Here is a 14,591-nt window from a genome sequence, read left to right as displayed (position 1 = left end):
CTTTCTCCGGCACGTTGTTGTCGTGCCCGTGGTGGCCGTCGCCCGACCCCGATGAGCATTGGGCGACGGCCACCGAGGTTAGCGGCGGTTACGTCGCGGCGGGGTAGCCGCACGGTGGGTCGTCTGGTGTCGGTGCTGGTGCCCGGCGTCGTCGAAGTTGGCGGACAGCAGGTCCCACGCGGCCCGGTCGATCGCGTCCCCGACGTGAAAGGTGCCCTCCCAGCGGTAGCGGCCGGCGTGCACGGCCGCTGTCAACCCGACCGCCAGGCACCGCGCGAGTACGCACCTGGCCAACCTCGCGGCGCATCCGGGACAGTCCGGCACCGATTCGGGGACGGGATCGAGTGGCATGTCCAGCTCGACGCCGGTGGTGCGGGCCTCGGCCGCGGTATCGATCATGAGTGCGACGCCGCGTTCCTTCACGGTGCGGTTGGCCCACGCGGCGAGGACACCGGCCGCGCCGCGTAGCGGTGTCGTGGATAGCGCGCCCATGCAGGTCAGGTCGTTGTCGAGGTGGTGTCCGGCCAGGATCACCGCGTGCCGGCGGGCGCGGGTCAGTGCCCGGTCGGTCAGCGTCAACAGGTGTGGCGCCTCGGCAGGCTCTTCGATGACGGTGGCCCGGAACCCGATCGACAGGCTCTGTTCGCCGGCCTGGGCAGCGGTGCCGTGCCGGCGTACCCGCAGGTAGACGGTGGCCGCTGCGACCGGCAGAAGCCCGGCGTCCAAGCTGGTCCAGTCGACCGCGAACGCGGCCAACATGTCGTGGTGCTGCCCGAACGGTCGTTGCTCGGCCCCGAACGGCGCCTCGGGCCATTGCAGGTTCGTGTAGTCACGCACGGGCGTGCCCTCCCAGCCCTGCCCTGGTGTCGGCGTTGCCGACGGTGCGGATGCTGGCGCCGAGGTACTTGGCGAAGTGGTTGCGCTTGAACCGGTACCGCCTCCAAATCTCGGTGATCGGCTCGGTCAGCAGGTTGCCCAACGGTTCGAGCAGGTCCGGGGCGTCGTACACGGGCCAGGCGCTGGCTCTGCCGGTTACCTCCACCAGGATCATGTGCCCCTCGGTCTGCTCTGTCCACGTCGTCATCCGCAGTGCCGGCCGCCAGTCATGGACCGCCCGCGCCTCGGTCAGCCGTTCGAAGGTCTGACCGGCCTCCTCCAGGCTGATGAACTCGTGCTCGGCCAGGTCCAGGGCGTTGCCCTTACGCAGCGGCAGGATCAGCTTCAACTTGCCGGCGCCGATCACGTCCGCGATCTGGTAGGTGAACGGCAGCGCGTGCAACGTCGACCGGTACACCACCGCCGACAGCGACAGCGGCAACCCAGCGTCCAGGAACGCACGGATGCCGGCTATCACCTGGTCGTAGTCCCCGCGAACCCGGTTCGTGGTCGCTCGTGGCCCCTCCAGACCGACGTTGACGAAGGCGACCTTGCCCACCATTGCCCCTGCGTGCTCTAGGCCCCGGGTGGCGTTGGTCGGGATGCCCACGATGAACTGACCGGCATACATGCCTACGATGTCGCCGAAGTCCTTACGCAGCAACGGTTCCCCACCAGACAGGAACACCCGCGAAGTACCGGTCAGGTTGGCGCGGATGGTGTCCAACTCGGCCAGTGTCGGGTCCGGGAGCTGCAACGTCTCGGAGCAGAACGAACAGTCGAAGTTGCACCGCTTGGTGATCTGCAAGATGACCGATAGCGGCACCGTCGCTGCCTCGGCCAGCTCATCAACAGTCGCGGTACTGGTAACGGTGAAGTGATGTCCGGCAGTGAACGCTATCGGCCCGGCGGAACGTGGGGTGGGCGCCGCCGGAACCGCAGGCATTCCGAGCATGGTCATGGTCAATGTCTCCTTGCGAAGGTCGGCCGAACAAGGGTGGAACGGCAGCCGAGAGGAACGCCAGAGCACTGAATCTGTGTGTACGCAAGGGCCTCGCTCGGCTTGGCGGCGCCCTTGCCCGATACGGCACCATGCCGCCCGCCAGCCGCTTCATTCAGGCCGGGTTTCTGGGGGTGGCGCATCAGCAGAAGACGCGCTGGACGATAGCCGTCTGTCGTACCAGCGCGGGTCTTCGCCCGCCGTCGTGACGACCAAGGCCGCGTGCAGCCCCGGACGGGGCATTGCGCCCGCTCGCCACAGCGCCGCACACCAGCCGCAACGGCTCGGCCCCGGTACAGCACCACCGCGAAATCGTGCGTCAGGGTGCCGTGCAGGCTCGGGAGCGGCGCTCGCATCGCGGCCCCTTTCCCTCAACAGCTTCGTGCGTAACGTGCAGAACACCGCACGACGTGCGGATTCAGTCCGGTGCCTTCAGCCGGCCGTCCCGTGCGGTCCGCAGCGCTGCACGGGTGCAGGCAGTAGTCAGTCAGCCCTCACCTCCCGCGCGGTGGTTGAGGTTCGGCCCGTGCTAGTTCTCGCTGGGACCGGGGCCACCAGAATCGTCAATATTCATGCGTTTCGAGGCTGGCGAACGTCCATAGCTCGGCTGCTTACGCCTGGCCAGGTGGGTCGTCGGTTTACGCTCCCGGGTAGCGGTACCGGAGCGACACCGATCCTGTCCCCACATCCCAGACGGCTGCTCGGTGTCTGGGCGGGATCGGTGCCCCCGGTGGGATTCGAACCCACGCTTTCCAGCTACCCCCGGTTTAGGAGGACTTGCTTTTCGGGTGCGTACCTACCGGTACGACGGGGGCGAGCCTTTGCGACCCTTGTCTACCGGTCGTTGCGGAAGACCTGGTCTCCGTCTGTTTGCACGACTGACCCGTCGCGGCTGGTGTGTGTCCGTCCGGACGTGCCGTCACCGGTCATGGTGTGCGTCTTGCCGGAGCGGTCGGTGGCGGACATGGTCACTCGTCCGTTGTCGTCCTTACTCGTCTTGGCCACGCCTTTCCCCTTTCCTGTTCGGGACTGATGTCGCCGGTTAGGCTTTGGTGATTTCGTTGTCTTTTACGTTGTCCGCGATGAAGTCGGCGAAGCGGACCTTGTAGCCGTCGCCGGTTTTACCGATGACTGTTCCGTGGTCTCCTTTCCACGCCGCACCGTTCGACCGTTGAATCGTCGTCACCGACACGATGACGTTGTCGCCCACGCTCGGCATCGGAGACAACCCCCCTTTTTCCTGTCACTACTTTCGTGGTCTTCTATTTGCGGTGTCGCTTGCCAGGTCTGGACGGCCGTTATGCGTTTGGGTGGTGGTTAGTCGTGGACGAGCTCTGCCGGTTCGGGGTGGTGGTCTGGTTGGTTGGTGAGGTCTTTGGTCAGCTCGGCGAGTTGGATGCGGCTGGCCGCGGGCATCAACGCGATGTCGCAGAGGCGGTCGAACTCGGTGACGTACCGTCCTGCCCAGGGCCCTTCCAGGACCATCTGCCCGCCCAGGTGGTCCACTAATGCGATCGGCGGGAATCCGGTGTGCAGGTGCAGCACGGTGAACCCGCCGTTGCTGGCGCAGCAGAAGTCACGGTCGGTCGGCAGGATGCGAATAGCGATCCGGTTCTGTTCCGCGGCGAGCTGGTGCAGGTGCTCTACCTGTTCGGCGAGGATCTTGCGGCCACCGATCGGGCGGTGCAGAACGTGTCCGTCGATCACGGCGGTGATCGACGGGCCCGGTAGTCTGCCGGTCACCGGGACCCGGGCCAGGGCCTCGCGGCGGCGGCGGTACTCGTGCCGGTGGCCGTGGTTCGGTGATTCGATGTGTCCGGCCACTGCCGTTTCGTAGGCGCGGGTTTGCAGCAGGTCCGGGATGATGTTCGGGGAATAGACAGCGATGTTCGTCGCCTGGCCATACAGCCATTGCAGGAGCCGTACCGGCGCGTTCGTGTGCCCGGCCGCACCCAGGCTCGACGTGGCTGGCTGCGGTACCGCCGTGTCAATCGATGACGGCGCGGCTGTGGCGTCCACGCGCCACAGGTTCAGACGGCCGGTGTCCTGGGCCAGTTGAAGCAGCTCTGTGCGGGTGTACTCGTCGTGCACGCCGTACAGGTTCAGCAACGCCAGCACGTATTCGGGCCGAAACGGCAACTCGCAGCGTTCGTACCGCGCGAAGGTCGAGAAATCGAAGTCCAGATAGCCGGCAGCCTCTTTGAGTGTCAGACCGAGATCCTCCCGAATCTGACGCAGACGGTACCCGAGCCAAAGCCCACGCACGGACTGCACGAAAATCTTCCTAGGAGTGGCCATAACCTGCGAACGAGCCCTTTCCGTAAATGGGATGGTGTTACTGATCGATGCGTTCGTCAGCCACGGCCGGGCTCCTGTGGTCCGGGGGTCGGTTGGCTGCCGTGGGTTTCGGTGGGGTGGTCGCTGGTTTCGGCGCCGAGCGTCGTGGTGGGTGTGGTGTCGCGGTTCGTGGACCCGGAGCGGGCCGGTTGGGGTGGGGCGAGGTGGAGTCGGCCGTGGGCGATCGTGTCGAGTCTTTGCCGGTCACCGACCGGTGCGGCGAGCCGACCGACGGGTGTGGACGCGGTCAGCGGGCCGCCCCAGCCGGCCACGTCGATCTGCACGCTGAGGCTGCCGTCCCGTTCGGCTCCTCGGCGTTCGAGGCGCATGGGCCAGATCGGGGGTCCGCTGTCGGGTAGGAACGTGGCCGGTTGGAGGGTGGTGTAGCCGTGCCGTTCCAACAGCAGCCGGTGCGCCTCGGACACCGCGATGCTCCACAGTGGCCGACCGGTGCTGTCCAGGTGGCGTAGCCGGCGGGTGAGCAGCACGGTTGCGATACCGGTACGGCGGCGCAAGGGGTGGACCCCGATCCCGGCCAGCAGCCACCCGGTGTGGAAGCCAGCCCGGGTCAGGGCGTAGCGGGTGACGGTGTCCAGCAGCCGGAACCGGTCCGCGTACCGCCCGCACGTACGCGTCAGCAGCGCATCGCGTTCCAGGTACGCACTGTGCTCGCCGGTGTCGTACCAGAGTGCGTACCCGCACTGGTCGACGGTGACGTCCACGATGGTCGCCGGGTCGGCGACCGCCAGGGCGGCCAGCTCACCGAGGTACCGGCCGAAGATCTCCCGGCGGGTGGCGGGGTCGGCGATCAGCCACGCCCCGACCGGGCAGTCGGCGAGCGCGTCGCGCATCAGCGCGGCCAGCACCACCGGATCCGGCCCACGGTCATCGATTTCGACGCCGGCTGGGTGGGGGGTTGGGGTCATCGTCACAGGTCCAGACACCAATCAGAACAAGGGATCGAGAGCTCTTGGGGGTTGGTCGGGCGCCCGCGGGCCTGGGGGGAACGGGCGGGCGCCCGACCAACAGGTCCGGCCCGAAGGGCGGGCCGGACGCGACAACGGGGGTTACAGGTCCGGGCTTCGGAAAGCGGGAGTGCTGCCGTGCGCGGCGTAGATTTCGCCGGGCTCGGCCAGGTCCCGCAGCAGCCGCCGCAGACAGTCCGCGAGCACGGTGTCGTCCGAGTCGAGCACCTCGGGCAGCCGCAGGCTGGTCAGGTCAAGCAACGGCACGCGAACGTCCTCGTCCGCTGCCGGGCCGCACGCCTGCGCTGCTGTGCCATCGGAGTCAGACCGGTCGGCTCGGGCGCGTAGCTCGGCGGCGGTGGCCTGCGCCGGCGGCACCGGGTGTGCCGGGTGGTTGGCGTGTACCACGCGGCGGATCAGCTCGTCGCCGTCGTCGGATCCCATACCTGGTCCCCCTTTCTTGGCGGTGGTGTTCGCGGGTGTGCGCGGCAGTCGGCTGCGGGTCAGGGCTGTGGTGCCGGCTGCGGGTGGCCGGTTTGGTGGCCGGCCAGCAGGAGCAGCACGTCGTGTTCGGGCAGGGCGGCCAGGCCGGCCAGGACGGCTGCCACGAGGCGGCGGTCGTCGTCCTTGTCCACCTCGGCCAGATCGGCGTAGGGGATCATCAACTCGCCGGTGTGATGCCGGGACCGCATCGAGGTCTGGCCAAGTGCCCGCCACGCCGCCATCCACGCCTCGTGCACGCGGTCGGCCAGGTCCTCGGTCAGCCGATGCTGGTGAGCTTCCACTCGTCCCCTCCACGCTGGCGGGCACGGCCCACCCTTGTCGATCTTCAGGTCCGCCAGACGCACAGCGACGGCGAAATCAGACATCCCGGTGGCCGTGGCGATTTGAGCAACCATCTGGCCGGCGAGGCGACGCACGACGATCTGCCAGGTCAGGCCGGCCGTCCACCGTCGACCAGACCGGGGAGATCGTCGCCGCTGCATCCCGGTCGCATCCAACGCCGCCCGCACGACCGTGCGAGACAGCCCCGTCTGGGCGGCCACCGTCCGCTCACTGGCACCGCCGGTGTATCGGCGGGCGATATCGGTGATCTGGTCCGGCGTCAGCCCACCGGGCAGCCGTGGTTCCCCAGCCCCGGGCGGGTGCACACCAAGCTCAACGAACTTGCGCAGCAGGGTTGTCGACGGAATCCCCGTCTGGGCGGTGAGCTGACCCAACGACGCGCCTGCCCTGCGGCGGGCGACGAGGCCGGTCACAAGCTCATCGGGCCATTCGCGGCGATACCCGCGACCGGCCGTGGGCGTCGGTGTCAATGTTCGGTCGCCTCCAAACTCGGTAAGAAACAGCGCCCGGGTCGGTCAGTGGTCGCGGCGGCCGATCGTGGACAGGGCGAGGTTGCCCAGCACCCGCAGGTCCGGGTGTTGGAGCAGGGTTCGGAATGCGTCGATGTCGGCTGGTGGCATGCCGTGCGCGGCCAGTTTGTCGCGCAGCAGGCCGGCGCTGGCCCACGCCAGCCGGGTGCCGGGACTGTTCCCGGCCCAGGTGGCGGCGTGGGCGCGGGTTTCGACCCTCAGGCCCAGCCGGCGCATGACGCCGTGGACCCGGCGGGCCCAGGTCAGGTCCACGCCTTGGCCGGCCAGGATTTCCCGGAAGGCGTGGTGGTAGGCGGTGAACAGCCGGTTGGCTTCATCCCAGTCGGGGGCGTCCAGGACGCTGGTGGACCAGGTGCCGGCAAACTCCTCGACCACGATGACCCCGTTGGCGGTGAGGGTGCCGGTCAGGTCGGCGAGCAGGTCGTCACGTGAATCTAGGTGGCCCAGGAGCAGCCGGGCGTGGATGACATCCCACCGGCCTGCCGGTAGCGGGTCGGTGAGCAGGTCGCCGGTCACCTGCCGCACCCGCGGATGGGCGATGGTGTGGCTGTGGTCGGTGTCGGTCGCGATCACCTGACCGTGGGGGGCGAGGTCGGCCAGCCGGCCGGCGACCCGGCTCGCTCCGACACCGAGCACCAGGCAGCGGGCGTTGTCCGGAACGTGGAGGCCGGTGAGCCGGTCGACGCTGAACGGGTCATACATGTGCGCCAGGGCTGACATCATCACCTGCTTGACCGCGTGGCTGTCGGAGTCGGGGGTGTCGGCGAAGACGTAGCCGGGGCTGGACATCGGTCTCCCTTGCTCCCTTGCTCTCTTGCGGGGGTGGGTGGGGGTTAGCTGGTGGTGTGCCGGATCCACGGCGCACACAGCATCTGGGCGTGTTGGGCGGCGCTGTGCAGGGTGATGGTCATCGCGGCGAGCAGGGCGATCGCGGCGAAGGCGAGGGGGGCGTCGGTGCCAGCGGTGTGGATCACGTAGCCGAGCCCCTCGACACCGCCGAACAGTTCGGCCACGACCGCGCCGATCACCGCCAACGGCAGGGCCTGTTTCACGCCGACGAACAGGTGCGGCACCGCCGCCGGCAGACGTATGGCCCACAGGGTGCGCAGCCGGGAGGCGCACAACGCGCGGGCCAGCTCGGCCAGGTCGGCCGGGGTCTGGGTCAGCCCGGCGTGGGTGGCCAGGGTGATCGGGAACAGGCACATCGCCCACACCATGACGATCTTCGGTGCCAGCCCGAACCCGAGCGTGACCAGCAAAACCGGCGCCAGCGCGGGTTTCGGGACCGCCGCGAGGGTGAGCAGGGACGGCATCAACCCGGCCGCCACATGCCGCGAGGTGGCCAGGACCGCCCCGACCGGCAAACCGGTCGCCACGGCCAGGGCGAACCCGAGCCCGGCCTCCCGCACCGTCACCCACGCGTGCCAGGCCAAATGCCCCGGCCAGGCCCGCACCGCGCCCGCAACCTGCGGCGGCGTCGGCACCAGAAACGACGCCACGTCGAACACGGCGACCAGCGCCCACCAGGCGGCGACCAGGCCGACCATGCCGGCCAGGCCGGGCAGGATCCGCAGCAAGACGGCCATGCCGGCCCGGGTGGTGTGGCGGCTCATGTGACCGGGTCTCCGGCCAGGTCGAACTTGGCCACCCGGTCCGGGGTCAGCCCCTCGGGGATCTGTTTGGCGCCTTGCAGGATGGAAATGTTTTGCATCAGCCTGGCGGGGTCGAAATGGCCCAGCGGCACGGTCTGCGGCGACGGGGTGGTCAGATGCACATAACCGCGCAGGCTCTCGATCTCCCCCAGCACCGCGGGAAGCTTCTGCGTCTTGGCCTCCGGCTGCGCCAGATAGATCGCGGCCGCCTCGTCCGGATGGTCCAACGTGTACTTCAGCCCGCGCAACAAAGCCTGGTTGAAGCGGCGCACCATGGCGGGTTTGCCGGTCGCGGTCTGGTCGGTGACCGCGACCGCCGAGCCGTGGATGTCGGCCAACACGTCGGTGAACGGCAGCACGGTGACCGGGCCGGCGACCGCTTCGACCGCGACCCGGCCGGGCACGAACTGGCTGATCGCGTCCACCCTCCCCGCCGCGAGGAGTTTGGCGTGCTCGGGCTGGCCGGCTGGCCGCCACCGCACACTTTTCGCATCGAAGCCGGACAAGGTGGCGTAGGTGGCGAACAGCAGGTAGTTGATCCCGCCGGGCACGAACGTGACCGTCCGGCCGGCCAGATCCCGCGCCGTTTTGATCCCGCTGCCCTGCCGGGCCATGAAACAGGCCAGATTACGGCGGTGCAACAGGCTGGTCAGCCAAAACCCGTTGATCCCGTCCGGCCGCGACATCTCCATAATCGCCCCGGACACGTCCAACGTCGCGAACGTCGCCGACCCACCCTTCAACAACTGAAGATTCCCAGTAGTCCCCCTACCCGCCAGGGTCTTGACCTCCAACCCCGCCGAAGCGAAGAAACCCTTCGCGACAGCGACCGCGATCGGTGCCTCCCGCCCCTGGAACCCGACCCCGGTCAACACCGACACCTGCTCCACCGGGCCATCCCACGCCTTACCCGGCGCCGGCTCCGGCCTGCCTAGATGCGGATCGTCGCCGCAGCCGGCCAACAACCCGCCAGCGGCAAGCCCGGCACCGCCGGACAGCAGCGTCCGACGCGTCAAAACCGCGGAGTCCATACCAAGCTTCTCCAAACCTGTGAGGGGAATTCCGCGCACCAGCAACCCCGGGACCGTCCAGGTAGGACGGACCCGCCCGCTGTGCGATGGGGAGTGCTGTCTTTCGGGGGCCGGCACCCCCGCCCGGGGTCGATCGCCGGGCTCGGACCGGGAACATGCCCGGACGGGGGTGCCGGATTTCAACCTGGCCGGACCAGGCGTCAGGTCCTCACCCGACCAGGGAACCCTTGGGTGCCCCCTCCACCGCCCGGGGCGTGCCATACGACGGAGGGGGCGTATTCGGGGCAGGTGCCGGGGGACGACCCCTGCCCCGAAACCTCGGCGCGCCTCGTCCAGGGGTGCGGTTGGGTCGCGCCAGGCCGGCGACTGGGCAGCACGCCGTACCGGTCGAACATGCGATGCGCCCGCTCCCGACCAGGACACGGCATCAACGCCCGACACAACCGACACCAACCGACCGGGTCGCCGCGCATATGCAACTCCAACTGCGCCTGCGCGGCAGCGACCAGCTCCTGCCCGGCCCCGCTCAGATACGTGCCGGTCACCGCCGCGCCTCCAACAACCGCATCCGCGCCACACCCGCCCGGCGGGCCCGCGGTAGTGCACCGACCCGCACCATCAGCCCCTGTCCCGGCCTCTCACAGCGATTCAGGAAAATCTGGGTACCCTCCAACTCCAACCAGTCCCCGTCACCGGCCGCCACCACACCACCGACCCTCGTCACCCGCAACGTCAGCGACCCCCGCCCATACTTGTAATCCCCCGACCCGACCTCAATGACGTCACCGGCCGCGACCGAAACTGCTGCGGCAGGTCCCCCGGCAACCGCGTCTTGTCCGCTTCGTCGTTCCACGAGTCGTCTCCCATCACCTCACCCGCCGCAGCGAGCGTGTCGTACGCCCGAACCCAGACAGACCTGTCCGGACTCTCCCGCCGCAACACCGCACGCAGCACAGCCACCTCCTCCGGCCGCAAACGTTGCTGCGCTCGCCGCGCGTTCGATTCAGCACTCACCACGCACCCCCGACCTTCACCGCCACACCAACCCAGCCAGGAATCCGGTCCCGCCGCGCCCGCTCCGGCCCGCTCAGACGCTGCTCCTGCGGCTCGGGGCGCCAATCCGCCACCTTGCACACGCCCGGATCCACCACGTCACCGAACACCGCAAGCAGCTCGGCCACCTGATCCCGGGTGCGGAAGGTCAGATGCGCGGTCAACGCGCTGTACTCGCGGGTGATCCGCACCTGCTCCGGCGTCATCCCCTGCGGGACGGTCGCGTGCGAGATCACCAGCACCGACCCGGGCGCCACATGGTCCCGCAGCGTCGCGATGATCCCCGCCGGGCCGTCGCTGTCGGACACGAAATGCAGCACCGCACCCAGCAAGACCACGACCGGGGCGTCCAGATGCAGGAACCCGGTCAGCTCCGGATGCGTCATGATCTGCACCGGATCACGCAGATCACCGGCGATCCCGGCCACGTCCCCGACCTCGGCGCGTTCCCGGGCGACGATCCGTGCGCTGGCCACCGCGACCGGATCGTTGTCCACATACAGCACCCGCACCATCGGCCGGCAGCCGGCCGTCACCTGATGCGCCGAACCCACCGTTTCCGGCATCCCGCACCCGATGTCCAACACCTGGCCCACCCCGGCGGTATCGACCGACCAGCGCAGCGCCCGCCGCAGAAACTCCCGGTTCTGACGCGCCCAAAACTCCGCATCAGGCTCCACCGCCAACAACTGAGCAGCCATCTCCCGATCCACCGCGAACGAGTGCGACCCACCCGCCAGCCGGTCATACACACGCGCCGGCATCGGCTTATCCCCCGGCCACGGGGGACCCTGCGGTGACGTTGCGGCCGCCGCTGACCAAGATGGATGCGCGGACATGTCCGCAGCAGGGATACTGGTTGCATCGCCCCGGTGTTGCATGAAACCCAGCCTCACCCCGGAACACCTGGGCCAGCCACGGCAGCAGCGACGTACAACTGAGGCATCCTCGCCGCATCGAGCACTGTGACCTGCGGCGATGAAGGCCAGGGATCGACCGGCGACAGCAGGAAGGGTGACTACCAAGCGATGGCGGGCAGGCGGGACCGTCTAGCACAGCGCCGCAAAGCGGTCGGCTTCAGCCAAGAACGGCTAGCCGAACACCTGCGCATCGACCGAACGACCGTCGGCCGATGGGAAAACGGCGAATCCGAACCCCAACCCTGGACCCGCCCGAAACTCGCCCAAGCCCTCGGCGTCTCAATAGACCAACTCGCCGGCCTGCTCACGACCGCAGAAACAGACGACGAACCTGACCAGTCGTCCATTGACCCGGATGCCGAAGCGATCGCCGCAGACGGCGCACCGGAAATCGAGGCTACGACTGGTCCCGTTGAGCCGATACCAGCATTAACGCTCTCGCTGGATGGCACACCACCTGAACCGGGGCCGGATACGGTCGTCCTGCGCTTGCGGCTCGACAGCAGGGACGTTGTGGTGCCGCTCAGCCGTCGTCTCCTGCTGCAAGCCGGCGTCGGTTCGTTCATGGAGGCGTTCGCGCTCGGCCAGCAGTTCGACATGCTTCATGATCTTGCACAACAGCCCCGCCTGACAGAACGCCTAACGATCACCTCGCCTGCACACCTTGAGCAGATCCTGATTCACCTGCGCGAGCAATGGCATGCGCTAGTCAAGACCGACAACCTGCTCGGCCCTCGGTTCGCGCTGGCGGGGGTGCTCAACCAAGTGTCCGTAGTGGAGGCACTGCGGTCGGTTCTGCGTGACGGACAGCGACTTGAGGCCGTGCGGCTCGGCGCGCAGTACGCCGAATCCGCCGCCTGGTTATACGAGGACGCCGGCAACATGGCCCAGGCACGGTACTGGACAAGCCGCGCGATGGAGTGGGCATACGAGGGCGACGACGAGCGCATGTTGGCCTGGACATTCTTTCGTCGCTCCCAACAGGCCGCTGCCACACCTGACGCCGCGCACGCCATCGGGCTAGCCCAAGCCGCACGACGCAATGAAGAACGACTAGCGACGCCGACGCGGGCAGCGATCCGCGTCCAAGAAGCCTACGGACACGCGCTCGACGGCGACGAGCAAGCCTCACAACGGCTACTTGACGAGGCGCACACATGGGCAGCCAGCGACACCATAGGCGATGCACACGAGGGACATGGCTCGTACTGCACACCAGGACACATCGAAATCCAGCGCGCAAGCTGCTGGCTGACGACCGGCAAACCGAAGAAGGCGATCAGGCTGTACGAAGACGCCCTTCGAACACTGCCGCCGGTCTACCAACGAAACCGCGCGGCCGCGCTAAGCCGCCTCGCGATGGCCTACCTTGCAGACGGTCAAATAGACCAAGCGGCCAGCACAGCGCACGCGGCCCTGCCAGTCGCAAGAAGCAGCGGAGCAAAACGCATCTTTGAGGAAATCAAGGGCGTGAGCGCTCAACTGACGCCGCATCGACCCATGCAACCCGTCGCAGCTCTGCTGGACGATCTACGCAGGGAGGACGCCTAGCCAATGCCAATCAGGTTCTACACGCCCGAGTTCTACGTCCTCAACAATTTCTCCCCGCACGCCGTCGAGTTCAAAGGAAAACTCTACCCAACCTCCGAGCATGCCTATCAGGCCACAAAGTGCACAGATCCTGCCGGCCAAGAGGAGATTCGCAACGCCCGCAGTCCACTCCAAGCCAAACTGCTAGCCAACGGAACGTATAGGGCCGCAAAAGACCCCGACTGGGGAAGCAAGAAAGTGGCCGTTCTGGAAGAGATTCTGCGAGCCAAGTTGGCACAGCACACGGAGGCTCAAGAAGCTCTGCAAAAGAGTGGACACGAAGACATTATCGAAGATTCACCGACTGACTACTTCTGGGGCGAAGGCGCAGACGGCTCCGGCCAAAACATGCTCGGCAGACTCTGGATGAGGATACGTGACGAGATGTAGAGGGCCGATATCCTGCGGGTGAGAACTTTCTGTACGGGGTTCAAGGCGGGCCTGCGGCCCGCGTGCGTGACCTGCTTGGTCGGTCGTCCGCGCCTTAGCGCAAGCGCACGGCGCGGCCCGACAGCGGGACGCGCGACCTGCGCCGAATACACGAAAGCCCCGACCGCTCCGGGAGTCCGGAGCAGTCGGGGCTTCGCTACGTAGGGGCGTATCGTCGATCGAAGCACATGCCGGCTTCGACAAGGCGCCTGGCGCCGCTTGGCCGGAAAGGGGCGTGCCTCCGGCGGCCCTGTCGGGGGCGGCCTGCGGCCGGCCGAAGACCGTGCCTCCGGCGGGCGCTCTGGGAAGCCTCCCCGCCGCGCGCCGGAGGCAATCAGACCGGGTACCGGGTGGCAAACGGTGGCCCGAGCTAGACCCTGCCTACATGATCGTCATACGCCAGGAATTGGCACTGCCGTAGTGCCAGCCGGCCGATGCCGGGACACCGGTTGTCTCTTCTGAGACCATCCTATCTGGACAGCCTCTCCACGCTGATCCCCGTACGGGTGACGTGTATCGTCGCCAACGCGTCCTGGCAAGGATGGCGAACCGTGCCGCGCGAACCGCTGCGGGCACGAAGGCGTTCCTGGACCAGTTCTAAGGTCAGGTCGAGCCCGAGGGAGTGCTGCCGGAGGAGCTGCGGGCCGCGATGGCGAAGCATGCCCAGACCGCTTACATGCTCCACCTGGCGGGACGCTCCGTAGCTGCGTGGCGACGGAAGGCTCAATCGTCGATCACTTGATTGCATGTCAAGGCTGCCGGGGTCCTCCAGTCATTTCGTGTGCGAGGGCGAGCGGATCCGCATGTAATCGGCGTTCTCATGTGACGTAGCCATCTCCAAGGGCTCATATCGAACCACTGCCCCTCGGCCAGCTTCATTTCCTGGCGGTCGTGGTGGGTCTCGACGACAAAGACGGCGAGCAGGTGCCGGCGCGCGCCGCGATCGATCAGACTGCACAGCGGAGTCGCGTCATCCAGCGTGACAGCAGCCTCTTCGAACAGCTCCCGGCGCAGCGCGTCACTCGCCGTTTCGCCATCCTCGCACAGGCCGCCGAGTATAGACCGGCAGTTTGCGTGCGAAATGTCCGGTCGGTCATCGCGCAAGTTGAGCTACTTCCCTGTTGGCGCCTGGGGTACGGTATGTGATTCCATTCGGCGGGATTTGGTCGACCATGCAGATATGAACCCGATCAATTCTGCCCGGGAAGCTCCCGCGTATAGAGATGGCCAGGCGGGCGTTGTCGGTGCAAGCTGCAGTTCTGCCGGGGGCTGAGTAGCCACAACCTCGTTGACCGGGTTGTTGACAAGATCCACGACGCCTCCTTTGCGGGAGTGGGACGGGCCCGTCCAATCGTTTCCGTG

General features: G+C 67.5%; 15 protein-coding genes and 1 tRNA gene. 2 read left to right on the top strand and 14 right to left on the bottom strand.

Annotated features, from left to right (window positions below; all coding sequences use genetic code 11):
• Positions 1–78: 78 nt before the first annotated feature.
• The 13 genes from RB614_RS15770 to RB614_RS15710 form a co-directional block, all read right to left on the bottom strand.
• Entirely contained in the window at positions 79–837 is a 759-nt protein-coding gene (locus RB614_RS15770) for a hypothetical protein (RefSeq protein WP_308713238.1), read from the bottom strand.
• Positions 830–1,837, bottom strand: coding sequence for a radical SAM protein (locus RB614_RS15765; protein WP_308713237.1), 1,008 nt, complete (start codon positions 1,835–1,837; stop codon positions 830–832). The genes RB614_RS15770 and RB614_RS15765 overlap by 8 nt, the downstream gene beginning before the upstream one ends.
• Positions 1,838–2,598: 761 nt before the next feature.
• A tRNA-OTHER gene (locus RB614_RS15760) sits at positions 2,599–2,691 on the bottom strand.
• 19 nt (positions 2,692–2,710) lie between these two features.
• A complete protein-coding gene (locus tag RB614_RS15755) occupies positions 2,711–2,881 on the bottom strand; it encodes a hypothetical protein (protein ID WP_308713236.1) in 171 nt (56 codons plus the stop codon).
• Between the two features lie 37 nt (positions 2,882–2,918).
• Complete coding sequence (locus RB614_RS15750; RefSeq protein WP_308713235.1) at positions 2,919–3,086, bottom strand: hypothetical protein; 168 nt, start codon at positions 3,084–3,086, stop codon at positions 2,919–2,921.
• A gap of 107 nt (positions 3,087–3,193) precedes the next feature.
• Complete coding sequence (locus RB614_RS15745) at positions 3,194–4,150, bottom strand: helix-turn-helix domain-containing protein (protein WP_308713234.1); 957 nt, start codon at positions 4,148–4,150, stop codon at positions 3,194–3,196.
• 80 nt (positions 4,151–4,230) lie between these two features.
• Positions 4,231–5,079 (bottom strand): GNAT family N-acetyltransferase, encoded by an 849-nt coding sequence (locus tag RB614_RS15740; protein WP_308713233.1) that lies wholly within the window; start codon positions 5,077–5,079, stop codon positions 4,231–4,233.
• 201 nt (positions 5,080–5,280) lie between these two features.
• Complete coding sequence (locus tag RB614_RS15735; RefSeq protein WP_308713232.1) at positions 5,281–5,622, bottom strand: hypothetical protein; 342 nt, start codon at positions 5,620–5,622, stop codon at positions 5,281–5,283.
• Between the two features lie 59 nt (positions 5,623–5,681).
• Positions 5,682–6,437 carry a hypothetical protein gene (locus RB614_RS15730; protein WP_308713231.1) on the bottom strand — a complete coding sequence of 252 codons (756 nt, stop codon included), beginning with the start codon at positions 6,435–6,437 and terminating at the stop codon, positions 5,682–5,684.
• A gap of 102 nt (positions 6,438–6,539) precedes the next feature.
• On the bottom strand, positions 6,540–7,343 hold the full coding sequence (locus RB614_RS15725; RefSeq protein WP_308713230.1) for a class I SAM-dependent methyltransferase: 804 nt from the start codon (positions 7,341–7,343) through the stop codon (positions 6,540–6,542).
• A 44-nt stretch (positions 7,344–7,387) separates the two neighbouring features.
• Positions 7,388–8,167, bottom strand: coding sequence for an ABC transporter permease (locus RB614_RS15720; protein ID WP_308713229.1), 780 nt, complete (start codon positions 8,165–8,167; stop codon positions 7,388–7,390).
• A complete protein-coding gene (locus RB614_RS15715; protein ID WP_308713228.1) occupies positions 8,164–9,237 on the bottom strand; it encodes an ABC transporter substrate-binding protein in 1,074 nt (357 codons plus the stop codon). Before RB614_RS15715 ends, RB614_RS15720 begins: the two co-directional genes overlap by 4 nt.
• Positions 9,238–10,247: 1,010 nt before the next feature.
• Complete coding sequence (locus tag RB614_RS15710) at positions 10,248–11,054, bottom strand: SAM-dependent methyltransferase (RefSeq protein ID WP_308713227.1); 807 nt, start codon at positions 11,052–11,054, stop codon at positions 10,248–10,250.
• Positions 11,055–11,255: 201 nt separating this feature from the next.
• Between RB614_RS15710 and RB614_RS15705 the strand changes: the two genes are divergently transcribed.
• Positions 11,256–12,761 carry a helix-turn-helix domain-containing protein gene (locus RB614_RS15705; RefSeq protein ID WP_308713226.1) on the top strand — a complete coding sequence of 502 codons (1,506 nt, stop codon included), beginning with the start codon at positions 11,256–11,258 and terminating at the stop codon, positions 12,759–12,761.
• 3 nt (positions 12,762–12,764) lie between these two features.
• Positions 12,765–13,190, top strand: a complete 426-nt coding sequence (gene ybiA / locus RB614_RS15700) for a riboflavin biosynthesis intermediates N-glycosidase (protein WP_308713225.1) — start codon at positions 12,765–12,767, stop codon at positions 13,188–13,190.
• Positions 13,191–13,952: 762 nt separating this feature from the next.
• On the opposite strand, the gene RB614_RS15695 is transcribed toward ybiA, so the two are convergent.
• Positions 13,953–14,333 carry an NUDIX domain-containing protein gene (locus RB614_RS15695; protein ID WP_308713224.1) on the bottom strand — a complete coding sequence of 127 codons (381 nt, stop codon included), beginning with the start codon at positions 14,331–14,333 and terminating at the stop codon, positions 13,953–13,955.
• Between the last annotated feature and the right edge of the window lie 258 nt (positions 14,334–14,591).

It is taken from the genome of Phytohabitans maris, from assembly GCF_031085175.1.
Lineage (GTDB): Bacteria > Actinomycetota > Actinomycetes > Mycobacteriales > Micromonosporaceae > Phytohabitans > Phytohabitans maris.
This window is presented reverse-complemented; position numbering and strand designations above follow the sequence as displayed.